The following is a 25,684-nucleotide window of genomic DNA, read 5'->3' on the forward strand; positions in this document are numbered from 1 at the left end:
ATTTTTTTGACATATAATAATTATTTAAATCTTATGATTTGTGATTTTTTTTCATTTTCATGAGTTTTATTTCTATATTTACTTTTTTCAATTATTATTTAAAAAATTATTTTGTTGTATTTGTTCGGTTAATAAATATGTTTGTATATCATTAAAATTATTTGTATATATAAAACTACTACTAGGTTTTGATATTTTTATTTCGATAAATAAACTGTCTTTAGTGTGTGTTTCTAATGTATTAGTATAATGTTTTTTATTAATTAAAGATGTGTTAATTTTTGTTGTTAATTCTCATATTTGATTTTTATTTGGTAATGATAAATCTAATGGTTCTTGTTGCAGTCTTTGTTTTTTACTTGATAGTGATAAATCTAATGGTTTTTCATTTTTTAATTGTTCTGAAAATTGATGAGATATTGTAAATAAATATTGTAATTCTTCATCTGTTATGTTTTCTTGATTTATTAATTCACCTACAAATAAATTTAATTCACTTAATATTTCAAATAATTGTTGAGGTTCTTTTTTATATTTATTAATAAAAAAACTAAATTTTTTTATTTGTGCTAAATATTTGTTTAAAATTTTATTTAATTTCTTTTTTATCTTTTTGTTTTTATTAAATTTTCTTTGAATTTTATTTCTGTATTTTCTAATATTTTCTAATTCTAAAAAATATTTTTGTTGTTTATATAAATCATTATTGATACTTGCAATTGCATTAGTTATTTCAGAAATTTTAAATTTGTAATTAATTAAAGTACTAATTTTTAAATTTCTATTCATCAATTCAAGTAATTTTTGTCTTCTTTCATTCATATTTTTGCCTCTTTCTATATTTTTGATAGTCTAATCTCAAATTTCTTAATAATTATAATTTGTGTACAAATACTAAAATTTCTATAATAACTACTTATATCTATTTTTTAGAATTAATATCTATTTAATTTAAAATTTTTCTATAAACTTTTTTAAAAGTTTTACACACTTTAATGATAACACTTTATAGAAATTGATAAAATTATAATAAATATTTCATTTTTTTATAAAACTATATTTTTATTTATTATTTTTTAAAAAATAATAAATAAAAACTGATAAAATCAAATTATAAAGTTATTTTAGATATTTCGGAGGCAAAAATAATGGCAAATAAAATATTAGTAATTCGTTCTTCTATGATTAAAAAAGAACTATCTTATTCTGAAAGTTTAGTATCTCGTTTTGTTAAATATTATCGTGAATTTCATCCAGAAGATTCAATAATTGAATTAGATTTAAATCAAATACCAATGGCAAGTATTACTATTACGCAAAAAAACTTTACTTCATATTTTAATGAAAAAGATTCTGATTATTATATTAATCAACTAAAAAATGTTAATAAAGTTATATATACAACACCAATGACAAATTTTAATGTTACTAGCATGACAAAAAATTATTTAGATCACATCTTAGTTGCTGGTAAAACTTTTGATTATAAATATACCAAACAAGGTGAAGCTAGAGGATTATTACCACATTTAAAAGTTCAAATTTTGGCGACACAAGGAGCACCATATGGCTGATATTTATGAGGTAATCATGCAACTTATTTAAAAGGGACATGAGAATTTGTAGGTGCTAAAGTAGTAGAACCAATTCTTATTTGTGGTACTAAGGTTCAAGAACTTCATCAAAATGATGCTAATTTACTTATTGGTTCTAAAATATTAGCAAAAGGTGGAGGTTTGTCAGCATTAGGGCCAGAAAAAACGATGGATAAATTTGAACAGTATATTAAAGAAGCAGCAAAAAAGTTTTAACTTTAAAAAATATAATTTTTGTGAATTTGTCTTCAAAAAGTAGTAAAGTAAAATTGACTTCTTAAATAAAGTCAAAATAAAATAGAAGGATGGAAAAATGAAAAAAATATTAACAGCATTAAGTGTTTTAACATTTGCATCAACTATAGGAAGTTTAACTGTAACTGTCTTAAACACAAGTTCACAAAAAAATGATGTTTTAAATAATAAAACTCAACAAGACACTATTTACATTGATGAAAATGGCAAAAAAGTAATAACTAATAAGCATAATCTATCAGATATAAAAACTACCAAAATTACTCAAATTGGATTTTATAAAAATGATCAGGGAGAAATTCAAGTTGTTAATATGCCAAGAACAATTAAAGAAGTTCCAGAACAATTACCACCAGAAATAACTTCTTTGAGTTATATGTTTACTCATACAACATCATTTAATCAAGATTTATCAAAATGAAATGTATCTAATGTAACAAATATGAGTTGAATGTTTTCCGCTGCAAATGCATTTAATCAAAATTTATCATCTTGAGATACTTCAAATGTAACAAATATGAGTTATATGTTTGCTGATGCGACATCATTTAATCAAGATTTGTCAAAATGAGATGTATCTAATGTAACAAATATGAACAATATGTTTAGTAATGCATGAGTATTTAATCAAGATTTATCAAAGTGAAATACATCAAACGTAATAGATATGAGTTGAATGTTTTGCAGTACTTTAAAGTTTAACGGTAATATTTCAACTTGGGATACTTCAAAAGTAAAAAATATGAGTTGAATGTTTTCCGCTGCAAATGCATTTAATCAAAATATATCAACTTGAGATACTTCAAAAGTAAAAAATATGGGTTGAATGTTTTCATGCGCTTTTTTATTTAATGGAGATATTTCATCTTGAGATACTTCAAATGTTACGAATATGAATTTAATGTTTGCTCATGCTTTAAAATTTAATCAAAATTTATCAAAGTGAAATGTATCAAATGTTATGAAATACGAAAGTTTTTCTTTTGATTCAGGACTTCATAACTCAAAAAAATTACCAAAGTTTAAAAAAAATTTTTAATAATTTAAAATACTAATTTAAAAATAGTGCTGATTAGCACTATTTTTAAATTAATTTAAGATTTTTATAGTTTTTTATCCTAAATCTTCGTCCTTTATTAGAATTTCACGATTAGGATTTTGTTCAATTATTAATTGTTTGTAAATTGTATCACGATATTTTACACAACCATCAATAACATTATCTAAAGGATTTAGAGCAGTCCGCACTTCAAAAAGATCTCCTTCATATTTTTGACGCATTGGTTTTGTACCTTTTTCAGTTTTAACTTCAATATAATATTCTTTAGCTAATTCTTCTTGAATAAATTTATCAACTTTTTTAATATAAGCTCCACCACCACAAATTGTGATTCCCTTACCTTTTTTCTTTAAATCACTAATACTTCCAGCAGCCTTGTCACCAGCAGTTCTTAGTACTCTGCGAATGGCTGGAATAATATGTTCTTTGAATTGAACTTGCATAACATTTTCACGAATTTCTTCTGGTGTAATTTCAATAGTTTTAGAAATTGACATTGTTTCTCCTGGTTGAGAATTTAATCTAGGTAATGAAAAACCCGAAATTGTGTATGGTTTTTCATCTTGATATTTCATAAGTGAGCCAATATTTTTAATAACATCTTCAGCTTCTTTTATTCCAACTTTTAAGGCATGTTTTTTTATAATATATTCTTGAACTTTTTGTATTAAATAGTCACCAGCACAATGTGTTGTATATGAATATAATATTGAATTATTACTAATAATAGCAACATCAGTACTGCCACCACCAATATCAATACACATAATTGCACTTCCAAAAATATCTTGCCCTGAACCTAAGGCTGCCATTTTTACTTCTTCTTGTACAAATCCACGGAGTGCTCCTAAACGATATACAATATTTTCTAAAGCTTCTTTTTGTACTGAATTAATTTCACTTGGTGTTGCCATCAACACAATCAAATTACGATTTTTATCTAATTTTTCATGTTTTTTTATAGAATTGTTATTAATTTCTTTTAAATTTTTAATTTCAAGTCTGAAATCTTGAAAAATTTTAGTAAGAATACGTTGTAAAGCATCTGGATCAGCAATATTACCATCACGAACTGGACGTTTAATAATAACGTTTTCATTTGTTTTGTCAGTTAAAGCCTTAGCCTCTTCACCGTAAAGAATTCTATTTTTTTCATAGTCTTCAGCTAAATAGGTTGGAGCATCATATCTAAGACCTATATTAATATGTCTAGCTTTAAAGTTTTCTGTTCCGATATCTAAAGCTAATCATTGATAATCAGTTATTGATTTAAGTTTGTTATTTTTCTGATTTAAATTTTCTTTTCTTGTTTTAAACATTTCTCTAATTTTCCCTTTCTTTAAATACTTAAATTTTATTAAATTTTATCTAAATTAATTTTACATTATTTTATAAATAAGTTATTTATTTATATTAATTTATAAGGAAATATGGGATTAATGTTGATAATTTTTATTTATTATATTTTGTTTAAAAAACAGCAAAAACTTTGAAGTATGTAATATATCTAATTTTATAAATATTAAATTTAATTGAATAAATAGTTAAAAATATATTTTAATTATCTGAAAAAATCTCTGGTTTTTATTAAAAAAAGGAGATAAAATAATCATTGGAAAGGAAGGTAAAATTGAAAATAACTAATGATTTATTAAACAACTCACATATTATTTTTGAATCTAATATTAAAAATCAAATAGAAGCACTAACTAAAATTACTGATTTGGCATTTTCATTAGGTTATATTACTAATCGTGATGAATTACTAAAAGCATTTCTTGCTCGTGAACAAGAATCATCAACAGGTTTTGAAGGTGGAATTGCAATTCCACACGCTAGAATTAAATCAATTAAAAAACCTGCAATTCTAATATTATGTAATAATAATGGTGTTGACTGAAAAGCAATAGATGGACAATTAACAACTTTTATTATTGCTTTAATAATTCCTGAAACACAAGCAAAAAATTTACATTTAGATATTTTAAGTACACTTGCAATTAAACTTGTAAATGAAGATTTTCGTAAAAAATTAAAAAATGCAAAAAATTCACAAGAAATAATATCGCTTATTAATGATGAAACAGTTAAAAATAGTACTAAAAAAGAAATAAAAACAATGAAAAATAAGGAAACAAAAAAAATTATTGGAGTTTCTTCTTGTACAACTGGAGTAGTTCATACTTACATGTGTAAAGAATTATTAGAAACCGCAGGAAAAGAACTAGGCTATCAAGTACATATTGAATGTCAAGGTCAAAAAGGACCAGAATATGTACTAACAGAACAAGAAATTAAAGAAGCGGATGTCGTTATTTTAGCAACAGATGTTGCAATTGACTTAGAACGTTTTATTGGTAAAAAAACATATACTTGTGGTACAAAACCAGTAGTTAAAGATGCTAAACAAACTATTAAAGAAAGTTTAACAAAAGCAAAAATATACGCTGAACCTAATGGTAATAGTGGTGATTTCATTTTAAATGCTTCGAAAGGTAAACCAGCAATTTTAAAACATTTATTAAGTGGAGTATCATATATGATACCATTTGTTGTTTTTGCTGGTTTAATTTTTGCTATTGTTGGTGGTATCGCAAAAGGTACTTTTGGTAATGGATTTGAATTTAAAAATTCATGAGAAGAACAACTTGTTTGATTAAAAACAAATCCACCAGGAGTTAATTCTGGATTAATTGGTGGTACAACGCTAATGCATGTATTAATGATTATCAATAACATTGCTGGTATTGGCTTTACATTGATGATACCAATCATGGGCGCTTATATTGCTTATTCAATCGCAGGACGTCCCGGTATTGCTCCAGCAATGATTATTACATTTTTATTAGTATCACCCCTGGTACGGGAATGTGATTTGGATGAGGAGTATTTAATCTTACTGCTAGTTCTAAAATTGATGCAAGTCAACCTTTTCAGGGTAACGCTAATGTTTCATGAACATTATTTGGTGCTCTTTATGGAGGACTAATGGCTGGTTATTTAGTTAGATTTGTAAATTCATGAAAAGTACCAAAATGATTATTACCAATTATGCCAATTATTATTATTCCTGTTTTTTGTACAGCAATTATTGCAATTCCAACCGCTTTCTTTTTAGCAGCACCGTTTGGATATGTAATGGGTGCATTGGATTATGGTTTAAGTTGAATGGGGTTACATCCAAATATAGGGTTTTTAGTTGGATTATTATTAGGAGCAATGGTTGGATTTGATATGGGTGGTCCAATTAATAAAACAGCTGTTCTTGTTGCAACATCATTAATGGTACAAGATGGTGGTCGATTAATGGGACCAGTAGCAGCAGCGATTCCGATTGCACCATTGGGTTGTGCATTAACATCAACAGTATTTAGTCGTAAATTATTTACAAAACAAGAACAATCATTAGGGTGAAATGCCTGATTATTAGGGTTTATGGGAATTTCTGAATCTGCTATTCCATTTGCAGTGAGAGATACATGAAGAACAATAGTTGCTAATGTTATTGGTAGTGCTGTTGCGGGTGCTTTAGCATTTGGTTTTGGTGTACTTGGTCATGTTGGGGCTTGAGGTTCTTTTATTATTGCTTTATTTGGTGGTGTTACTAATATTGATGGTAGTTATATTGGTATTTTATGATATGCAGTAGCTATTATTATTGGTACGGTAGTACAATCTATTATTTATACTTCACTTTTATTGCAAAAGCAAGGATTATATAGATCTTCAATTTTAACGTTATTAAATAAAATTGGAATTAAAACTAAAAATAAAAAAAGAAAATAATATTAATATATGAATAATAAAAAAAATTGATGATTTGAAAATCAATATAGTCGAAGTTCAATAACTATTGATGATAAAAAAATAACTATTTATCATAAAGGATTAACAACTTTTAGTTTAAAAAAACAAACTAAAAATATTATTATGATTAATAATATTAATTATTTAGTTCTTAGAAAGCCAACTTTTTGACAGTGTGGGTACCTTTATTTTGTTTTAAAAAATGAAATTGAAAAAACTAATAATCAAGAAATTTTATTATCTAATTTATGTATAGCCTTCAAACGAAAAAATGAATTTAAAGAAGCAGAAGAAATTAAGAGTATTATTGATAATTTAACTATTTAAACTAAAAAAAGCATTTTAATTGACACATTAAAAAAAATAATTTACAATTCTAATTATAATTTAATAGATGTCCAATCCTAATATAGATATTTCTCTATATTAGGATTTTTATTAAATTAAAATATTTGAAAGGAAGATTAAAAGATATGCCTAAAAATATACAAAATATACAAATGACAGAAAAAGAATATAAAAATTTTAAAAATTATAAAAAACAAAAAGCAATTCAAGAAGAAATGATATTAAAAACAAAAAGTACAGCAAAAAAAGCGGGGAAAATTGCTATTAATCCTGCGCCAACAATAGGTGGTACGTTGGGGTTTTTAGCGGGTGGATTTGGTGCAGGACTTACTGATAATAATTATAATACTATTTTTGATATACCTGTTGCAATTTCTTCAGGTGTTGGTGGTGCAATAATTGGATCTGTTGTAAAACAAAATTACAAAGCTAATATTGCTGAAAAAAAAGCAAAACGACAAGAAAAATTACAATACATGCTATTAGAAAATATAAATAATTCATCAGATTCAGAATCCGAAGAAGAATCAGAACAAGAATTTGAACAAAACAAAGAAAATAGTTTGTATACTGATTTTGAAAAAAAATAACATTAAAAGAAGAAGCAATAAAAAAGAGAGAACTTTTATTACGAAACATGAAATTAGATGCAAAATTTCAAAAGCAAGAACAACAATTAAAAGAATTGAGTATTCAAAATAATTCAGTCGATGATATTCTTACAAAAGAATTAGCAAACACATTATCTACTGTTCCTATGACTTTTGCTACTTTAAATAAGGGTAATCCTATTTCTCAAGATGTAATAAATGCTGCTAATTTAATGTCTATAAGTCCATCTTCAAAACCTGTTGCTGATAAACAAGAAAACCAAAAACCTCTTATTTCTATGTAATATCATATACATTAATGAAACAAATAATAAAATCAGATATAGTTTAAAGGAGGATTACTTATGCATTTTGATCCTATCGAAGACTTGTTTAATGATTTAGGTTCACAGTTTCAGTCTTTTGGAAATGATACTGAAACTTTATTTAATAATTTTGGTGATAATATAAGTTCAGAATTTGAAGTATTTACAAAAGATTTAAATACTAATTTTCAATCTTTTAGCAATGATGCAAGTAATGTCTTTAATGATCTAGGTAAGGAGCTTCAATCTCTGGGTAATGAGATTAGTGAAGGTTTTCAAATTGTTAGTAATGATGTAGAATTTTTTTTAATGATCTAGGTAAGGAGTTTCAATCTCTGGGTAATGAGATTAGTGAAGGTTTTCAAATTGTTAGTAATGATGTAGAATTTTTTTTAATGATCTAGGTAAGGAGTTTCAATCTCTGAGTAATGAAATTAGTGAAGGTTTTCAAACATTTGTTCATAATTTTGAAACTGCCTTTAAAGATTTTGGTAATAATATAAAAACTTTTTTTAATAATATTGGTAATAATATTGAATCATTTTATAACGGTATTACTTCATTTTTTTTTAGGAATTGAAAATTTAATTAAAATTATGCCCTATGCAATTGGTGGAGTAATTGGATCAGTTATAGCATTTAAGATTTATAAAGCAAGAAAGTCAATGTTAAAAAATGAAAGAATAAGAAAAATATATAAAATTTGTAAAAATCAAGAACTAAATAATGATATTAAAAATGTTAATTTTGATAAATTAAAACCAGTAGTAAATAATACAAAACTTACAACAAGTAAATCAAAAAAGTTTACTAAAAAAATTTTAGTAAAATAAAAAATAAAATGCACCGTAATTAGATTATAAAATCAATATGGTGCATTTTTCATTTTAAAATATAAATTTTACTTAACTTCACTAAAGTAGTCATCCATTTTAAAATAATCAATACTATGATCAAAAGTTGATGAATAAATGATTTTAAAATTTAAAGAAATGCGATGTTCTTTATTTAATTCATCAACTTTATTATTTAATTTCTTTTTAATTCTTTTGATATTTCTAATATTACGATCAGTTTCTCTTCTAATATTAAATACAAAAAAACATTTAATTTTGTCAAAAGAAATTTCATGTTTTTTATCAATATTATGTTGAAAACAAATAAAGGTATCAGTAAATTTTTTTGATAAATCATTAATAATGTCTTCATGAAAATGTTTTTGAATTTTAAATTCAATGAATAAAAATTCATTTCTTTTATTATAAGTGATAGCATCAATTGATTTAATACCACGTGAATGACTACAACATAAAAGTTTAAGATTATCACCATCAATTGCATATTCTTCAGATTCTGAAGAATATGTTTTAGAAGCAGTACTATAAGATAACAAACGAAATGTTTTTTTATTTTTTTTATAAATAAATATTAAATTATTTTTTAATGTCTCATTTAAATTCATATTCGTCTAACTCCCTATATGGATAACTTAAAGCTTCATTAATGTGATCTAAACTATTCTCTTCAATTATACAAGAATCAAAATTTTTATCTTTGTTAATAAAATTATATTTAAAATTTAAGTTTTTAAAGTCACGACTTGCTAGTGAAGTTATTGTTTCAAGAATATATGGACTATGTGTTGAAATAATTAATTTAAAATTAATTATTTTAGCAATATTTAATAATAGTTTAGTAAATAAATATTGTCATTCTGGATGAATATAGGCTTCAGGTTCATCAATAATTACTAAGTTACCTTCTTTAAAAAAGTCACTTTTAACCATTTCTTTAAATGATTCAATAATTTTTAATCCACGTGAGGAGTTAGCAAGTTTAATAGTAATACCATTCTTAGTTAAACTACCATTTTCAAAGTTAATTTTATTTTCATTACCAAAATAGTTTTCAAGTTCTTGATTAATTTTTTGTTTAATTAATACTAATTTCAAATTACTATACTGTTCAATATTTTTTTGAATATTAATTTTATTTTTAAAATCATCTAAGTAGTGACACTTTTTAAATTTGAAAATGTTATTTAATGATAATTTTAATTTTTCACTCTCTAACATATATGATGATTGTTTTTTACTAAGACTTTCTTCAATCATTAAATTTAAAATTTGGTCAGTATCACTAATATAAGTAGCATCAATTATTGGGTTTTCAATAATATTTTCTAAGTAATTAAACTCATGTTCTAAAGAAAATTTATTATTTTCATTAATATTAATTGTTAAACTTTTGTTATTGTCTAAACTAAGTTTTAAATAACTATCTTTATTATTATATTTTTTATTTCTTAAGTTTTCACCATGAAAGTTTTCACGAAGAATATTAGCCATTAAATATGAAATGATATCAGTATCTTTATTATTAAATAATTCTAAGGTTTGTAAAATATCATTATTAATAATATTAATTGTATATTTAATAATTTTAATTTTGTAACTATCTTTATTAGTATCTAATTCAATTCTTTGTAATGTTTTGGTAATTAAATCATCATTTATTTTTAGCAATTGATGATAGTCTGTTAATAAATTAATTCAAAAATTATTAAATTTTTCAATTTTATAATTAAAATTTGTTATTCATTTTTGCATAAATGTTTTATTATTTAAATTAATATTATTATAAATAGATTCAATTTCTTTAAATAAAGCACTTTCTTTTTCACTACTATTAAAATTTGTTTCAAAAAAATTACTACCAGTATTTTCAATTTGTGTAAAATTATCTTCAGCAAAGTTAAAAAAATTCTTAATTATTTCTGACTTAATATCACTAGTAGCAATTTTTACCATTGCAAAAACTAACCTACTTAAGTAACTTTTACCAGTGTCATTAACACCAGCAATAATAGTAATATCGCCAATATTTAAAGAAGTATCATTAAAAGGACCAATATTTTGACTTATATAACATACGTATTTTGGTGAATATTCTAAAATATGATATATGCTGGTTGTAGCTAATATTTGAAATCCATTTCTTTCTATATTTTCAAACTTTAACATTGTTTGATTACGCATATGAGAATGATAATCACAAAAATCTATGAGAATTAAACCAGAAATTATAAGTAAAATAGTTAAAATAAATAATAATATTGTTATTATTTGTATTTTTTTCATTTCTTTTTACTCCCTTAAATCTAATATAATAAAGAAAATTAATATATATTTTGAAAAATAAAAATATTTTTATTTATACAACGTAACAATATTAACAAATTTAATTAACTTTACAATAATTTTTATCTATTTTTATAAATAATACGGAAACTATTTACTATTATTTTGCAGTTATTTTTATTAAAATATTAATTTTTAAGAAAAGTTTTAGCAGTAGTTATGCAATTGATAACTTTCTTCTTTTTTTGCTATCATTTTTTTCTGTATTTTCTAATTTACGCTTTTCTTTGTTAACTTCTTCTTTTGTTAATCATTCTTTTACTTTATTAAAATCTGTTTTCTTTTCTTCTGATCAATTTGTATCATCTTCATCTAATATTGCATCTAGGTATATCTTAAAAATTGCTTTTTCATTATCAGATAAATTTTGATCAGTTTGATATTTTTTGAAATTATGGATAACAGTTACTCGTTGTTCTAAAACATCTTTTTGTAATTCATTAAAATTAGGACAATTTGGAAGTTTTTTAATAGATGTTATAATTTTTGAATCAACATATGATAAATCATCTAACATACTATCTACTTCTTCTTTTATCTCATTATCAAAAAGATAATTTTTATTTTTAAAAGGATTACTATCTATTTTGTTAATATCAGTTAATACACTATTAACCAAATAATTAGTAACTTCTTTTAAGTTATATTTAATAGTTAAAGTTCATCAAGTTAATCCTTCTCTAGTTATGTAATTATTATAATTACATTCATTTGTTATTAAGAAATCAATAATCATCATTTCAATTTGATTTTGATTTCTTGGTAATTGATGTAATCAATCAATTATCATATCTTCAAATTTAAAAGGTTTTTCATTATTTTTATTTTTAATATCAAAATTAATTTCTAAATCACCATTTTCATTTTTTAATAGTAGTGTTCTTATAATTTTTTTATTATTACTTTTAATTGCTCTATGTAATATAGTGTTATTAAACTCATCAATAGGTGTATTAATATTAAAATGAGAATTATTTTGAAAATCATTAACTAATTCACGAATTTCTTCATTTGTCGGATATGCATCATCTTTATTAATCTCTTGTATTAATAATTTGCAAAATGGGGTTTCATTTTGCAAATTTACTAAATTGGGATTAACTTGTGAATTATTAATTAGTTGTTTTGATATATTTTTAAACTCTCCTCCAAGTTTTCAGTCTACAATATATTGTTTCATAATTGCTAAATGTAAGGGTGAATTTCCTTCAATATCTTGTTGATTTAAAAAATTTTTATCATTTTTTTTAAAATTTATTAATCAATTAATAAGTTTTATTTTATTAGTTGTAAATTCTATTAATTCACTTGAAGTTTCTCAACCTTCCTCATGTGGATCATAGTTATATTCATCTTCTATTTCTGCTCCTTCATCTAAATCTAATAAAAAACTATTATGAAGGGCATTTCTATTGTTATTATCTAAACTAATAACTTCCTCATCACTAATGTTTGGATTATTCATAAAATCTTCAATAATAGAAAATTGAATTCTTTTCTTTTGAAATTGATCAATAAGGTAATTTAATGTTAGCATACTTTTATCTGTTCCTATCTATAATATGAAATTCCTGTTACTTTATTAAAAGTAACAGGAATACAAAAACTTTCTTTAGTTTTACATTTATTTGTATCATAATTTTAAAAAAATCCAATACATTTTTCTTAAAATTAAAATTTAGTTTATAATCAGCGTTTATTAACCTTTATATATATCATTTTTAATAATTGACTAGCAATGAAATAAACAATGACAACACCAGCTAAATAAGCATAAAAAATTAAAGGAATTGGTGTTAAACCAATAGTAGCTCCTAATTGTGTATATGGAATACTAATGCCAATAATAGTAATTATAATTGTTGTTAAAAATAACTGATGAGATGGCATACTTTGAATAAAAGGTACCTTAGAAGTTCGTAATAATTGTACAATTAATGTTTGTGAAGTAACTCCTAAAATAAATCATCCAGTATGAAATAATGATTGTTGATATATGCCAGCATCACTATTAGGATCTACATTAGCAAAATTGGCAAAGATATGTAAACCATATCCTAAAAATAAAAAGGTGGTTATATCAAATATTGAACTTAGCCGTCCATTCCAGAATGCAAAAGGTAAAATACTTTTTGCATTTCATTTTTGTGGTTTTTTAATAAAGTCTTCATCAACCCTATCTCAAGGAATTGCTAATTGAGAAATATCATATAATAAATTTTGTAGTAAAATTTGAATTGCCATCATTGGTAAAAAAGGTAATCAAATTGAAGCAATTAAAATACTTAATGAATTACCAAAATTAGAAGAAATAGTAATTTTAATATATTTTAAAATATTACCAAAAGTATTTCTGCCACTAATCACTCCTTGTTCTAAAACATCTAAATCTTTTTCTAATAAAATAATATCAGATGCTTCTTTGGCAATATCAGTAGCACTATTAACAGATATTCCAACATCAGCGTGATGCAAAGCAACAGCATCATTAATACCATCACCTAAAAAGCCAACAGTGTGACCATTTAACTTTAAAATATCAATAATTCTTGATTTTTGTAATGGATCCATTTTCGCAAAAATAGTAGTTTTATTTACTAATGCTTGTAAATGTTGATCATCCATATCTTCAATGTCACTACCTAATAAAGGAATTCCTGGCTCTAATCCCACCTTTTTACAAATTGCTTTAGTAACAATTTCATTATCACCAGTCAAAATTTTAACATCAATTCCGTGTTGATTAAGAGTTGTTATTGCTTTAATAGCACTAGGTTTAGGTACATCTAAAAAACCTATATATCCTAATAAAACTAAATTAGATTCATCTTCTATTTTAAAAACTGTTTTGTCACTAGCAAAATCTTGATAGCCAATTGCAATTACTCGTAAACCATCATTATTTAATTCCGTACTTAATTTTAAAACATTTTCTTTAATTTTATCAGTTAAGGTAATTACTTTCCCTCCAATTTCAACTTTAGTACAAATTTTTAATATTTCTTCTACTGCTCCTTTGCAAATTAAAGTATTATTAATTTTATCTTTTGAAACTACTATTGACATTCGTCTTCTTATAAAATCAAAAGGTATTTCATCAATTTTACGATAGGGCATTTCAACTATTTTATTATGATGAGCTTTAATGTGTTGGACAATTGTTTTATCAATATTATTTTTTAATCCAGTTTGTAAAGAACTATTTAAATATGCCATTTCTAAAACTTTGTTTGATTCAACACCTTCTGGAACTAAGTGTTTAACTAACTCAATTCTATCCTCAGTTAAAGTACCGGTTTTATCAGTGCATAAAACATCCATTGCACCAAAACTTTGAATACTAGTTAAATTTTTAACAATTACTTTTTTATGTGATAATCTAATTGCACCTTTTGCTAAGTTAGCACTAACAATCATTGGCAGCATTTCGGGGGTAATACCAACAGCAACTGATATTGAAAATATTAACGCTGTTAAAATATTATTTTTAGTAATTACATTAACAATAAATATTAATGGTACCATTACACACATAAAACCAATAAGAATGTAGGTAACTTTTTTAATACCTTTACTAAAACTAGTAACAGGACGTTTACTAGTTACTGCACTAGCAATTGATCCAAAATAAGTATTAACACCTGATGCAATAACAATAGTAATAGCACCGCCCGAAACAATACTAGTACCCATAAAACATATGTTTTCTAATTCTAGGATACTACTTTTTTTATTATCATCTTTAGTATTAATAGCATGTTTTTCAACAGGAAATGTTTCACCAGTTAGTGCTGATTGATTAATAAATAGATCGGTTGAAACTAAAATTCGAACATCAGCAGGAATCATATCACCAGAAGATAAGAAAATAATATCACCTGGTACTAAATTTTCAATTAATACTTCTTTTGTAAAATTGGCAACACTATTTAAAGCATTAAAATCAATTTTTTTATTTTTATTACTAAATCGAAAAACACTGGCTGTTGTTTCAATTAATTGTCGTAATTTTTCTGAAGATTTATAGGAACGATAATCTTGAAAGTAAGATATAAAAACACTCAAAATAATCATTACTAAAACAATAATAGCACTGTACAAATCAACATTTTTATCAGTATTAGTATCAGTAATACTGTAACTAATAAAATTATAGATAACTATTATCATTAAAACAATAATAAAAGGATTAAAAATATTGTGCATTAATTTTTTGTATCAAACAAATCGTTTATGAGAAAAAACATTTTTACCATATTTTTTAAGTCTGTCTTCTACTTCTTCCTTTTTTAATCCGTACATACTACCATCTAATTGTTGGATAACTTCTTCTTTCGATAGTTGCGAAAATTGTTTAAACATGGTTGTTGTTTTTTGTTCTATATGCTTCTTTTTAAAAAATTGCATTATCAACCAACCTTTCTTCAAACGTATAATTTAATTGTATACTAAAATCAAAAGAACTTTATTTTAGTGAATAAAGTTCTTAAAACTACCAAATATTTAAGAATAATATTCTTCTATTTTCAATAAAAAATTTGTATTATTTTTAAATACAAATTATTTATATCAAAAATAGGAGTAAACATCAATGATTTAAAAGGAGTTGAAATATAATTATAAATCTTCTAATCAATTTTCTATATTTATTAATCAAATATGATAGTATTTAGTTAAACTTGATTAAGTAACACAATTCACCGCAAGATAATTTAATTAAGTAACACAATTCACCGCAAGATAATTTATTAATTATTTTATTTTTTATGTTATGATTATTTTGTTATTAAATTATATAAAATAAAAAAAGATACTTGCAGGTGTTTTATATATGTGTGTTCAAGATAATTTTTATATTAAAAAAATTTATTATGGTGCTTATGTTAAGAATGTAATTTTACCTATGAGTGCTATATTAAATAATAAGCGTAATGAAGTTGGTATTAAAAATTTAGGTATTAATGATAAAAAGTTACGTAATAGTACTATTCGTACTAAAACAAAATTAATACATAAAGCATATCATAATTTTTATAATTCAAAAGTTTTAAGTTTTGTTACTTTGACTTATAAAGATAATATGCAAGATATTAATAAAGCAAACATGATATTGCTATATTTTTTAAACGTTTAAAACGTTGATGAAATGACCCTAAACGTGCTAAATATTTAGGTCAATTAAAATATATGTATGTTTATGAATATCAAAAACGTGGTGCTATTCACTTTCATATATTATTTAATAGAAAAATACATAAGAGTATGTTGCCACAATGATGACTATTTGGTTTTAATGATGTAAGAGTTGTTCAAAAAGGTACTAATGAAAATATAGTTAAGTATTTAAGTAAATATGTTGTAAAAGTACAAAATGATATAAAATCTCAAAATCAATATGATTTAAGTATTCGTGCTTATGCCTTTTCTCGTAATTGTTCTAATCCAAAAGTGATTAAAGGTCAAAAAATAATGTTATATCAACGTTTAATTGATGCTTCTGTTAATGCTTTACATACACAATTTTTTAAAAAGAAAATTGATAATTTAGGTCGTACTATACTTTTTGGTGGAAGTTTTGATACCACCGTTTTCGGTGATAATTTTAAAGATTATGATGAATATGTTTCAATTGATAGTATTAGGTTTAGAAATGCAATTAAGCGTGTACCAAGAATTTTACATTAACGAATTTTTTTAAAATTATTATTAAGTAATAAAATCATTAATTTTTTGAAAAAACATATAAATTTTATGAATTAGTAGTTTATATTTATTTTAAAATATTTAATTTTATGAAAAGTATTTAAAAATTTAAGTATTAATGATAAAATAATACTTTAAAAATAATTAAGAAAGTAAAATTATATTGTAATGAAAGCTGTTTTTTATTTAATTATTGGTGCTTTTATATCTAGTTTAGTTGGAATATTTTTTTCTGTTATTGCTAATTGATTTAAAAATAAAATGTTTTTGGTCAATTATTATATAAAAAGTAAAGAAGTATATTTTAACATTGAACAATTAAATTATATAGCAAATACTTATGCGAATGAATTATTAAAAATATTTAAAGATAATGAAATAATAATCACACATATAAAAAAACAAATTGAGAATTTAAAGTTAAATTTTAAGTTCTCAAGAGAATTTTTAATTATATGTTTTTGAAAAGATTATTCAAACATGATTAATCCATTTGGTAGTAACTATGACGATGAATATAGAAAGTTATGAAGTAAGTTTGAAAAAAAACTTAAAGAAAAATATTTTCTAAAATATGATGTTGTTATGTATATTAAAAATTCAGACTTTGAACAATATAGATTAATTAATATTTTAAAAGAATTTATAAAATATTCTAACTTTAATACTAAGTTTAAATATTCAGAGGAGTTAGAAAATATTTTTATTAAATGAGAACGTTTTATTAATGATAATGATGTAATTGATTTATATAAAAATTATAGTAATAAAAAATATAATAAAAAAATGGAAAAAATAAAACATATGTTTCTTTTAAAGAAGAAAATGTATAAAAAAATTAATAAATGGATTTAAAAAATTATTAAGAAAATACTTGTATATATATATATATATATATATAATGATTATTAGCAAATACATAAAGTTTTTACCTGCAAGTAGGCTTTTTGTTTTTGCTTTTTTTATTGTAAATTTTATTTTTTATGTTATATTATAAGTAATAATGTTTTATTACCGACATTATTAATCTAATCAGAAATGATTTACTTGCAGGAGGTTAAGATGTATTTTTTATGTCAATTGACAAAAATTAGAAGTAATGAAGTAATTAAAGATGAAAAAAGTGGTAAGTTCAAAAATTATGATGTACTTACTTTTTCGCCGTTTTATGTTACTGATAAAGGTATTAAAATATCAACTGGTGAAAAATCTAAGGATAAATGAGTTTTACATGATAGTGAATTATTTACTAAACTTTCTAAAATGAATTTAAGTCTTGGTTCTTATTATGATGTTGAAATAACATGAGAAGCAAAAATTATTGACATACATAATTTAAAAACTAAATAGTTATTTATTATAGGGTAATTGTTAAATAATTATTTAAAGGATTTAATTTATGTCAAAAATTAATAATTGTGCTTGTGAACAACATTTTCATTTAGCAATGTATGTATGCAAACTTTGTGACCAAGTAATTTGTCCTAAAAGAGTTTTACAAAATTTATATACTGGAAAATATTATTGTCCAAATTGCATATTAGATATTGCTTTGGTTAAACAAAAAGAACAATTACAACAAAAAGAAAATTAAGGTGGTACATAAAAGTGCAAGATTTAGAAAAACGTATTGAAGAATTAGAAATTATTGTTAATGATTTAGTTAAATTTCAAACTTTACTTTTACATTTTTTTAATTATCTTGGTAAAGATGAAGAGAAATTTAAAAATAATATTAAACGTTTAAAGTAATATTTTAAAAAAAACTAAATAGGGAGCATATATATACTTTTTTGTGTACTTTGCTCCCATGTTATACAAATTAGTATAAATATGCTCCTTATTAAATAAGTAAGGAGTTTTATTTATGCCTAATGAGTTAGAACAAACTAGTAATTATACTTTAACTAAAATTTTAAGAACTGGATTAAGTCCATTAAGTGCTATGGTAGGTGTTAGTGCTTATTATGGTCAATATTTAAAAGACCCAATTTTAGGTTCTATTAATTCTTTGTTATTTAGTAAAAAGTTAGGAATTGATATATGGAATATTAATCAAAGACCAACTACTAAAAATAAAGTTATTAATAGTTATAAAAAGATATTTTTAGGTTTAGGAACAATTGGTTTAATTAATTATGCTAAGTTTGTTCAGTATGTAGATAAGTCTGTGTCTTTATTAAGAGATGAACCATGTTTTTGACCACCTTGCCCTACTGAACCACCAATTCCTACTCCAGTACCAACACCTAAGCCAATAGTTGATAAGGCTTTTGTAGATTGAGATACTTATATATCTTTAAATAGTTTTGGTATAGCAAATGTTATTAGTGGATTAACTGAATTAATACCTAATGGATTTGAAACTATACGTAAAATAGCGAATATGGGTACTGGTGGTTGCTATGGGTATTAATAATGATTTTAATAATTATTTTGCTATTCCTACGATTATTGCTGGTGCAAGTGAGATTATAAATACTTTATTGTTACCATTTGGGAATACTAATAATGTTGTGCAAATGCAAGAAGTATTTACTGATGAAAAAGCAAGATTAATTAATGCTAGTGTTAGTGATTATCAAAGTACAAATGACAGTATGGTTGATGTTTATTTAAATGATGATAGTATGTCGGAGATTAATTTAGATAGAGCAAGTTTAAATTGGGATTATTCTTATGCTTATACGTTAGGTGGTGTTTAAAATGGAATTTAAAGAAAAGTTAAAAGAATATTTGAAACGCCGTCAAGATATTATGAGAACTACTTTTTTAGATTGATGTTCTTTGATTATATTTGTTTTTTCTTTTAGTGTTTTAGGTTCTAAATTAAGCATGATTATGGATAGTTCTTTTACAAATGGCGATATTGTTGCTTTAGTTTTGTCTTTGGTGTTTGTTATTTTAACTATTAGTTATATTATTTTTGATTTGGTTAAAACTAAGAAAAATATAAAAAAATTAAATAATGAGTTTGGAGTAACTGATGAAAATGAAAAAAGATAAATGAAAAAATATGCCAAGACAAAAGTTGCATAAGAAAAAAGCAAAAAGAAATTTTGAACAGAGATTATATGAAAATATGAGTTTTGATAGTTTTTTAGGAGGTAAAAAATAATGGTTAAATGGATAGTTGTGATAGTTGCTGTGCTTAGTACTGCTTGGGCATTTAAAGGTACTATTAAAAAGTTAGTTTGAAAATTTAAACATAGAAAACACAATGTAGTTGACCCAGATTGTTGATATTGTAAAGAACAAAAACGTAAAGAAAGAGCAAGAAAAGAATTAGAGGAGGGAGGTGATTAGTATGCCAAAAGGTTTAAGTGCTTTAATAGAAATGATTGGAGGTATTGGCCAAAAATTATTAGAATCTTTTAGTTATGTGTTTAATTGAGTATTTGCCGGTGATTCTATAATGACAAACTGACCAGTATTAATTCCAATATTTATGATGGTATTAGTATTTATTAAAGAATTTATTGGACATATTATTCGTGGATTTAGATAGAAATTATTAGGTTGTTTTTAGGAGGTAATAGTTATGATTAAATTATTTTTTGCAATAATTTTTGTTTTTCCTTTATTAGGTAAACTTTTACCTTCTTTAAATAATATTGTGCAAAATATTTTGCAAAGTTATATTACTGATTTTTCTGGTTTACATAATTTGTCTTTGATTATTAAAAGTTTTATTTTTGGTGATAGTTCACAACAAATAGTTTCAATGCCAGCACCATTGTTAGCAATTATTTTAGTGCTTTTTACTTTTTCATTAATTTTAAAATTATTAAAAATAATATAGGAGTAGTTTATTATGGGTGTTGCTTTTATTTCAAAAGTTTTAGAACTATTTGGACAAATTTTTATGAAATTTTGAAATTTGCCAATGGCAGATTTAGGTTTTAATTTGGGAACTTTTGTTGTTTTTATTCTTTTAATAAAGTTTGCTATGTCAGTTTTTTTAAATATTGACATTCAGCCAGTTTCTACATCGGGGACTGTAAAGCAAAGTTATAGAAATATTAAAGGTAGTTCAAAATTTGTTGGTAAAAAAATTGCTAAGGTTCATAGTAAACGTATTGATAAATTAAAAGAAAAAAATAAAAAACAAGGTAAGTTTAAAGGTGGTGCTGGTGGTAATAAATTTACTGGAACATCTAGTGGTTGAGGAGTTGGTAATTAATTATGAGTGATTTTGTGAATAGTATATTGCATTTAATTTTTATATTTTCTAGTAATGATATTAGTATATTTTTAAATCAAACTAATATTACTGATGAAGTTTATATTTTGTTTAATTTGACTTTTTGGTTGGTATTAAGTGTATTTTTAATTTTATTTATCGTAGTATTAAATTTATTTTTAGGTCATTGTTTGGGTAGGTGTTAAGTATGAGTGTTTGAGATATTTACAATAAAATACATCAATGTATAGTTGATTATTGAACTATGTTTATAGGAAGTCCAGTTGACCAATTTACTACTATTTTATGAAATTTAGTAGTTTATGGAACGCAGTTTTTTATTGGATTTATTATATTTTATGGTTTATGATGAGTTTTAAGATGTTTGTTTGGTAAATAATTATGTGATTTAAATTTGCTAAATTGTTTTTTGTTGTAAATACTTCTGTTCAAGCACCAACTAGTTTAATTGCTTCAAATGACCCTAATGTCGTTAATTATGATATTACAAAAGAAATGGTTAAACATGTTAAGTATCATAATTTTGATGATTGAGCAACAATACCATGAAATTCTGCTTATTTTGATGTTGACCAACCGGATTTAAAATTAGTAAGTGGTGAATTTATAGGTAATAATGAAGGTTTATATACGTGTTATTATTATAGTGATACAGTTGGTGTTCCGTCACAAATGATAGATATGGGAACTGGCGTTTATACTTTTAATAGAAAACAATTAGATGAATTTTCACGTATTATGTTTAATCATAATTATGTTGCAAAGAATAATACTAATAATTTAAATTTTGTTAATACTGGGTTAAGTATTATAAATTTTCAAACACAGTTAAATTTTGAAATTGATAAACCTTTGAGTTTTTATATTCAAGGTTTTATGTTTTATTTTGAATATGAATATTTTAAAACTTTTACTGCTAATTTTACTTTTAGTTTTTTAGATTATGTTGGTGATACAAAATATGTTTTTAAAGGTAAAGTGGATAATGATATTTATCAACAAGATTTATATAATTTTGTTACTATGCCTATTCGTGTTCCAAATTTAAGACATTTAACAGTATTTTTTGATGTTCATGGTGAATCAACTAGACCAACTTTTTCACCACAGTTGAATTTTGGTCAAATCAATATTTTTTCAAGTGAAAATATAACACCAGTGCCACCAAATAGTCCTTTTAATCCCGAATATGAAAGACCAAGTTGATATGATGTCTTTGGACATTTACGTAATGCTTTTAGATGAGTACTTTATGGTGTTGTTGGTAAAGTTTTACCAGTTGAACCATTAAGACAATTTCTTTTTACAACAGATAGTTTATTACGACATATTTTTTCAGATACGATTAGTACTGCTTTAAATGTTGATATTGTTAGTGGAATAGAAAATATTATACCTTTATGATTATTTGTTAGAGCAATTAGTTTAATTATAGGTTAGGAGTTTATTATGCCTTGATATGGTTATGTGTTATTAGTTATAGGTTTGATTATAATTATTTATCCAATTCTTATAACTATTCGTAATGTTAAAATTTTAAAACGAGTTGGTAGTTATATTATTTCAGCACCTCCAAGAACTGGCAAATCTGCCCTTGCTTGTTGTTTAGCACAAACTCATAAGAAACGAGTAGTTAGTCCTTTCCCTATTAAGTTAAAGACTGGTTATTCTTATTTGGTTAATTATAACGATGTTTTTACTTTTAATCAGTTAGCAAGTAATTATGCTTTTGAGGAACAAGATTTAATAATTTTAGATGAATTAGCATTAAAAATAAATTCTAATGATTTAGGAGTGCAGTTTAAAAATCAACAAGAAAGTTTAGGACAATTTTGTAAGTTAATAGGTCACATGTTTAATGGTACAATGTATTTGATTGAACAACACCCTAATAGAATACCAGTACAAGCAAGAGAAAAAGTAGAATATGTTGTTCAAGTTAAACGTATGCGTTTTTTGGGCTTTGTTGTTATATTTAATCTTAATCTATATACGAATATTGACGATTATAATAAAGTAGTGTTTTCACGTCGTAGAACAAAGAAAATGATTAAGAAAGGCATAATGCCTCCAAGTTATAGTGGTGAAGCAATGGCTATGACTTTATTTTTTCCTAGACATTGGTTGAAAAGGTATAATTCTAGGGCTTTACATTATGTGCATGAACTTAAAAGTGAATTATCACCTAAGAAATACCTTAAAGAAGCAAGTAGTATTGATATGACTTATAGTGATATTAAATCTGCTGGTTTGGATAAATTGGATAATATTTTAAAGAAAAAGGGAGATAAAAATTAAAAAAATGGCCAGAACCAACAAAGAACCTTTTGTTGGGTTGGCCGCGGGGTTTAGCCCCGCTGGGGTGAGTTGCGAAGCAACGAGGGGCAAAGCCCCTATTACTTGATATGAGTTTTTAACCTATTATTTTTATTTAAAAATAATAGTTTTTTATTTAGAAAAATGAAAGGAAATATAAATTAATTATTTTTTAAATAATTAATTTATAAAGGGTAGTTAAAATGACTGAAAAACAGAAAATAGAAATTAATCAACTAAATTTAGAAATTAAAAAATATCATGAATCAATATGAATTCTTATCGACAAATTTAATGAATTAAATAATCTTTATAAACAGCAAAAAATAAAAATATCAAATACTAAAAAAGAACAAGAAAAATTATATTCTAAATATAAAATAATACGTAATAAATATTTAATTGAAGATAATCCAGAATTAAGTAAAAAATGAGGACAAGAAATGAAAATTAGTGGACAAAGACATACAATGAAATGAAAAAAAGTAATGGAGCAAGAAAAAAGAGCACTAAAATTAAAAGAAGAATGCCAAATTTTGGAAAAAGAAATTAATGAATTAGAAATAATACTTAACCAAAAATTAGATAAAATACCTATCATTCTTAATGATAATTTTAATCATATAAAAAATAAGGCAAATGATGAAAAAATAGATAATTTACAAAATATACAACATACAGTAAAAGAATATAAACCAAATTTACCAATTTTATTAATTTATTACACATATATCTAATTTCTTATATCTTTTATTTTTTCTGATATAGTACTTAATTGTAAACTGAATATAAGTTTTAAATTTTAACCATTACTTTAGTTTAAAAGTAAATGGTTTTTTATATTTTAAAAAGGAGATAAAAAGAAAAATGAAAATACAAAATAAAATTATACTAAGTTCAACCATTTTCGGTGAAGTTATAGGAAATATTGCTGGATGATATTCAATCCCAACAATGATTGCTGAATGATTAGATATTATGGAATATGATTTTATTGATAATTATATAAACAATGATTTTAATCCATATCGTTCTACAGTTAAAGGTGTTTTAATATGAGGTTTAATTTCAGCAGTAACAATGGCAATAACTTCAACTGTTAGTGTAAAAACTGTTGAATATGTAAAAGTACTTTATAAAAATTGAAGACAAACAAATAGTAGAGAAATTGATGAAACAACACCTTTACTATCACAAACACAAATAAATTCAATAAATAATAATGAAGTAGAACCACCATTAGTATTAAATCCAGCAATAAGTGTAAGTTTATAATTAATATGGAGCGGAAAAAGATATGAAAAAAATATTATTACTACTTGCAATAAGTAATACTTTATCAATGACCAATAGTAATTTTTCTTATAATATTAATTCAAATTTAACAAGCACAATAAAAAGTAGTGATGAAATTAATTTTTTAGCTACAGCAGATATTCATGCTGGATATCCTCAATCAGTTAGTGACAAAACAATTAGTGTCCTTGCTAAACATTTACCAGAAAATAATAATAGAGGTGTTATTATTTCTGGTGATTTAACAGGTTATGTTAAATATACAGGGAATTTATTTTCTTATAAATTAATGTTAGCATCAATCTCTAATCATCTTTTAGCAGGTTTTGGTAACCATGATTCTGATACTACTTGTAAAGTTAACCAAACTTGACTTAACCAAAATATTGTTAAACAAAATGCTATGACAGCAGCTCACTTACTCTATTATACTTCAAAAAATGAAGTTCCTGTATATTCTTGAAATTGATTAGGTATACATTTTGTTCAATGCAGTTTAGCGCCAATTAATAAAGATACTTCAGGTTAAAATTTTGGAAGAAGTGATCCTGGGCCAGCATTAACTGAATTACAAAAAGATTTAGAAATAAATGTTGGTTTGAGTAATATGCCAATTGTTTTAGCTTTTCATTATGGATATGATGATTTTTCAATTGATCAAGAATGATGAAGTAAAGAACAAAGAACTGAATTTGAAAATGAAATTTTAGCAAAATATAATGTTATTTTAATGTTAACTGGACATCAACACTTTGTATCAACCAAATATGATGAAAAAATAATTGCAGTTAATGTTGGTAAAAAGACAATTTATGATGTTTTAAGTGGTACTGCACTTTTTGGTGGTTATTCTGAAATTTCTATAAATAAAACTAACAAAGAAATTACAATTAAGCGTCATAACGTACAACAAAACGATGAAATTGTTATTAATAAAAAAATTAAATATTAATTAAAATTAAAAACTAAGTTTTATTAAAACTT

Annotated in this window: 36 protein-coding genes; 30 read left to right on the plus strand and 6 right to left on the minus strand. The window is 23.8% G+C overall.

Annotation, left to right across the window (positions count from 1 at the left end; translation table 4 throughout):
- Window positions 1-78: 78 nt before the first annotated feature.
- Entirely contained in the window at window positions 79-822 is a 744-nt protein-coding gene (locus tag AACK83_RS06025; RefSeq protein WP_338956867.1) for a hypothetical protein, read from the minus strand.
- A 326-nt stretch (window positions 823-1,148) separates the two neighbouring features.
- Here AACK83_RS06025 and AACK83_RS06030 point away from each other — a divergent pair, with 326 nt between their 5' ends.
- Both AACK83_RS06030 and AACK83_RS06035 read left to right on the plus strand, forming a co-directional pair.
- Window positions 1,149-1,811, plus strand: a complete 663-nt coding sequence (locus AACK83_RS06030; protein WP_338956870.1) for an FMN-dependent NADH-azoreductase — start codon at window positions 1,149-1,151, stop codon at window positions 1,809-1,811.
- Between the two features lie 97 nt (window positions 1,812-1,908).
- A complete protein-coding gene (locus tag AACK83_RS06035) occupies window positions 1,909-2,889 on the plus strand; it encodes a BspA family leucine-rich repeat surface protein (protein ID WP_338956872.1) in 981 nt (326 codons plus the stop codon).
- Between the two features lie 74 nt (window positions 2,890-2,963).
- Here AACK83_RS06035 and AACK83_RS06040 read toward each other — a convergent pair whose 3' ends face one another.
- Window positions 2,964-4,229: a rod shape-determining protein gene (locus tag AACK83_RS06040; RefSeq protein WP_338956874.1), complete on the minus strand. Its 1,266-nt coding sequence runs from the start codon at window positions 4,227-4,229 to the stop codon at window positions 2,964-2,966.
- A 311-nt stretch (window positions 4,230-4,540) separates the two neighbouring features.
- Here AACK83_RS06040 and AACK83_RS06045 point away from each other — a divergent pair, with 311 nt between their 5' ends.
- The 6 genes from AACK83_RS06045 to AACK83_RS06070 all read left to right on the plus strand — a co-directional run bounded on the left by AACK83_RS06045 (window position 4,541) and on the right by AACK83_RS06070 (window position 8,814).
- On the plus strand, window positions 4,541-5,899 hold the full coding sequence (locus AACK83_RS06045) for a fructose PTS transporter subunit IIA (RefSeq protein WP_338956876.1): 1,359 nt from the start codon (window positions 4,541-4,543) through the stop codon (window positions 5,897-5,899).
- Between the two features lie 806 nt (window positions 5,900-6,705).
- Window positions 6,706-7,044: a hypothetical protein gene (locus tag AACK83_RS06050; RefSeq protein ID WP_338956877.1), complete on the plus strand. Its 339-nt coding sequence runs from the start codon at window positions 6,706-6,708 to the stop codon at window positions 7,042-7,044.
- 146 nt (window positions 7,045-7,190) lie between these two features.
- Window positions 7,191-7,655, plus strand: a complete 465-nt coding sequence (locus tag AACK83_RS06055; protein WP_338956880.1) for a hypothetical protein — start codon at window positions 7,191-7,193, stop codon at window positions 7,653-7,655.
- Window positions 7,656-7,702: 47 nt separating this feature from the next.
- Window positions 7,703-7,960, plus strand: coding sequence for a hypothetical protein (locus tag AACK83_RS06060; protein WP_338956883.1), 258 nt, complete (start codon window positions 7,703-7,705; stop codon window positions 7,958-7,960).
- Between the two features lie 60 nt (window positions 7,961-8,020).
- The gene (locus AACK83_RS06065) at window positions 8,021-8,299 is read left to right on the plus strand and encodes a hypothetical protein (protein ID WP_338956885.1); all 279 of its coding nucleotides are present in this window, start codon (window positions 8,021-8,023) and stop codon (window positions 8,297-8,299) included.
- A 278-nt stretch (window positions 8,300-8,577) separates the two neighbouring features.
- Complete coding sequence (locus tag AACK83_RS06070; protein WP_338956888.1) at window positions 8,578-8,814, plus strand: hypothetical protein; 237 nt, start codon at window positions 8,578-8,580, stop codon at window positions 8,812-8,814.
- 68 nt (window positions 8,815-8,882) lie between these two features.
- On the opposite strand, the gene AACK83_RS06075 is transcribed toward AACK83_RS06070, so the two are convergent.
- The 4 genes from AACK83_RS06075 to mgtA all read right to left on the minus strand — a co-directional run bounded on the left by AACK83_RS06075 (window position 8,883) and on the right by mgtA (window position 15,588).
- On the minus strand, window positions 8,883-9,443 hold the full coding sequence (locus AACK83_RS06075; RefSeq protein ID WP_338956890.1) for a hypothetical protein: 561 nt from the start codon (window positions 9,441-9,443) through the stop codon (window positions 8,883-8,885).
- Window positions 9,415-11,121 carry an AAA family ATPase gene (locus AACK83_RS06080; RefSeq protein ID WP_338956892.1) on the minus strand — a complete coding sequence of 569 codons (1,707 nt, stop codon included), beginning with the start codon at window positions 11,119-11,121 and terminating at the stop codon, window positions 9,415-9,417. The genes AACK83_RS06075 and AACK83_RS06080 overlap by 29 nt, the downstream gene beginning before the upstream one ends.
- A 217-nt stretch (window positions 11,122-11,338) precedes the next feature.
- Window positions 11,339-12,718: a hypothetical protein gene (locus AACK83_RS06085; protein ID WP_338956895.1), complete on the minus strand. Its 1,380-nt coding sequence runs from the start codon at window positions 12,716-12,718 to the stop codon at window positions 11,339-11,341.
- A gap of 146 nt (window positions 12,719-12,864) precedes the next feature.
- Complete coding sequence (gene mgtA, locus AACK83_RS06090) at window positions 12,865-15,588, minus strand: magnesium-translocating P-type ATPase (RefSeq protein ID WP_338956898.1); 2,724 nt, start codon at window positions 15,586-15,588, stop codon at window positions 12,865-12,867.
- 424 nt (window positions 15,589-16,012) lie between these two features.
- Between mgtA and AACK83_RS06095 the strand changes: the two genes are divergently transcribed.
- From AACK83_RS06095 to AACK83_RS06200, 22 genes are all read left to right on the plus strand, one after another.
- On the plus strand, window positions 16,013-16,315 hold the full coding sequence (locus AACK83_RS06095) for a hypothetical protein (protein ID WP_338956901.1): 303 nt from the start codon (window positions 16,013-16,015) through the stop codon (window positions 16,313-16,315).
- Window positions 16,312-16,866, plus strand: coding sequence for a rolling circle replication-associated protein (locus AACK83_RS06100; RefSeq protein ID WP_422397104.1), 555 nt, complete (start codon window positions 16,312-16,314; stop codon window positions 16,864-16,866). Before AACK83_RS06095 ends, AACK83_RS06100 begins: the two co-directional genes overlap by 4 nt.
- 186 nt (window positions 16,867-17,052) lie before the next feature.
- Window positions 17,053-17,739 carry a hypothetical protein gene (locus tag AACK83_RS06105; protein WP_338956906.1) on the plus strand — a complete coding sequence of 229 codons (687 nt, stop codon included), beginning with the start codon at window positions 17,053-17,055 and terminating at the stop codon, window positions 17,737-17,739.
- Window positions 17,740-17,946: 207 nt separating this feature from the next.
- Window positions 17,947-18,234 carry a hypothetical protein gene (locus tag AACK83_RS06110; RefSeq protein WP_338956908.1) on the plus strand — a complete coding sequence of 96 codons (288 nt, stop codon included), beginning with the start codon at window positions 17,947-17,949 and terminating at the stop codon, window positions 18,232-18,234.
- Window positions 18,235-18,283: 49 nt separating this feature from the next.
- Window positions 18,284-18,478: a hypothetical protein gene (locus AACK83_RS06115; RefSeq protein WP_338956910.1), complete on the plus strand. Its 195-nt coding sequence runs from the start codon at window positions 18,284-18,286 to the stop codon at window positions 18,476-18,478.
- A gap of 14 nt (window positions 18,479-18,492) precedes the next feature.
- Complete coding sequence (locus tag AACK83_RS06120; protein ID WP_338956912.1) at window positions 18,493-18,636, plus strand: hypothetical protein; 144 nt, start codon at window positions 18,493-18,495, stop codon at window positions 18,634-18,636.
- A gap of 115 nt (window positions 18,637-18,751) precedes the next feature.
- On the plus strand, window positions 18,752-19,300 hold the full coding sequence (locus AACK83_RS06125) for a hypothetical protein (protein WP_338956914.1): 549 nt from the start codon (window positions 18,752-18,754) through the stop codon (window positions 19,298-19,300).
- Complete coding sequence (locus tag AACK83_RS06130; protein ID WP_338956916.1) at window positions 19,290-19,589, plus strand: hypothetical protein; 300 nt, start codon at window positions 19,290-19,292, stop codon at window positions 19,587-19,589. Before AACK83_RS06125 ends, AACK83_RS06130 begins: the two co-directional genes overlap by 11 nt.
- A gap of 1 nt (window position 19,590) precedes the next feature.
- Window positions 19,591-19,890 (plus strand): hypothetical protein, encoded by a 300-nt coding sequence (locus tag AACK83_RS06135; protein WP_338956918.1) that lies wholly within the window; start codon window positions 19,591-19,593, stop codon window positions 19,888-19,890.
- Entirely contained in the window at window positions 19,877-20,002 is a 126-nt protein-coding gene (locus AACK83_RS06140; RefSeq protein ID WP_338956920.1) for a hypothetical protein, read from the plus strand. Before AACK83_RS06135 ends, AACK83_RS06140 begins: the two co-directional genes overlap by 14 nt.
- Window positions 20,002-20,190, plus strand: a complete 189-nt coding sequence (locus tag AACK83_RS06145; RefSeq protein WP_338956923.1) for a hypothetical protein — start codon at window positions 20,002-20,004, stop codon at window positions 20,188-20,190. The genes AACK83_RS06140 and AACK83_RS06145 overlap by 1 nt, the downstream gene beginning before the upstream one ends.
- A 1-nt stretch (window position 20,191) precedes the next feature.
- Window positions 20,192-20,392, plus strand: coding sequence for a hypothetical protein (locus tag AACK83_RS06150; protein ID WP_338956925.1), 201 nt, complete (start codon window positions 20,192-20,194; stop codon window positions 20,390-20,392).
- Between the two features lie 33 nt (window positions 20,393-20,425).
- Window positions 20,426-20,686: a hypothetical protein gene (locus AACK83_RS06155; protein WP_338956927.1), complete on the plus strand. Its 261-nt coding sequence runs from the start codon at window positions 20,426-20,428 to the stop codon at window positions 20,684-20,686.
- A 12-nt stretch (window positions 20,687-20,698) separates the two neighbouring features.
- Window positions 20,699-21,067: a hypothetical protein gene (locus tag AACK83_RS06160; RefSeq protein ID WP_338956929.1), complete on the plus strand. Its 369-nt coding sequence runs from the start codon at window positions 20,699-20,701 to the stop codon at window positions 21,065-21,067.
- A 2-nt stretch (window positions 21,068-21,069) separates the two neighbouring features.
- Complete coding sequence (locus AACK83_RS06165; RefSeq protein WP_338956931.1) at window positions 21,070-21,273, plus strand: hypothetical protein; 204 nt, start codon at window positions 21,070-21,072, stop codon at window positions 21,271-21,273.
- A gap of 2 nt (window positions 21,274-21,275) precedes the next feature.
- On the plus strand, window positions 21,276-21,467 hold the full coding sequence (locus AACK83_RS06170; protein ID WP_338956933.1) for a hypothetical protein: 192 nt from the start codon (window positions 21,276-21,278) through the stop codon (window positions 21,465-21,467).
- 2 nt (window positions 21,468-21,469) lie between these two features.
- Window positions 21,470-22,528, plus strand: a complete 1,059-nt coding sequence (locus tag AACK83_RS06175) for a hypothetical protein (protein ID WP_338956935.1) — start codon at window positions 21,470-21,472, stop codon at window positions 22,526-22,528.
- A gap of 9 nt (window positions 22,529-22,537) precedes the next feature.
- Complete coding sequence (locus tag AACK83_RS06180; protein ID WP_338956937.1) at window positions 22,538-23,386, plus strand: hypothetical protein; 849 nt, start codon at window positions 22,538-22,540, stop codon at window positions 23,384-23,386.
- Between the two features lie 221 nt (window positions 23,387-23,607).
- Window positions 23,608-24,141, plus strand: a complete 534-nt coding sequence (locus tag AACK83_RS06185; RefSeq protein ID WP_338956938.1) for a hypothetical protein — start codon at window positions 23,608-23,610, stop codon at window positions 24,139-24,141.
- A gap of 130 nt (window positions 24,142-24,271) precedes the next feature.
- Complete coding sequence (locus AACK83_RS06190; protein ID WP_338956939.1) at window positions 24,272-24,679, plus strand: hypothetical protein; 408 nt, start codon at window positions 24,272-24,274, stop codon at window positions 24,677-24,679.
- A gap of 22 nt (window positions 24,680-24,701) precedes the next feature.
- Window positions 24,702-25,229, plus strand: a complete 528-nt coding sequence (locus AACK83_RS06195; protein WP_338956940.1) for a metallophosphoesterase — start codon at window positions 24,702-24,704, stop codon at window positions 25,227-25,229.
- A gap of 78 nt (window positions 25,230-25,307) precedes the next feature.
- Window positions 25,308-25,652: a hypothetical protein gene (locus AACK83_RS06200; RefSeq protein WP_338956942.1), complete on the plus strand. Its 345-nt coding sequence runs from the start codon at window positions 25,308-25,310 to the stop codon at window positions 25,650-25,652.
- Window positions 25,653-25,684: the final 32 nt, after the last annotated feature.

It is taken from the genome of Spiroplasma endosymbiont of Tiphia femorata, from assembly GCF_964020225.1.
Taxonomy (GTDB): Bacteria; Bacillota_I; Bacilli_A; order Mycoplasmatales; family VBWQ01; genus Spiroplasma_E.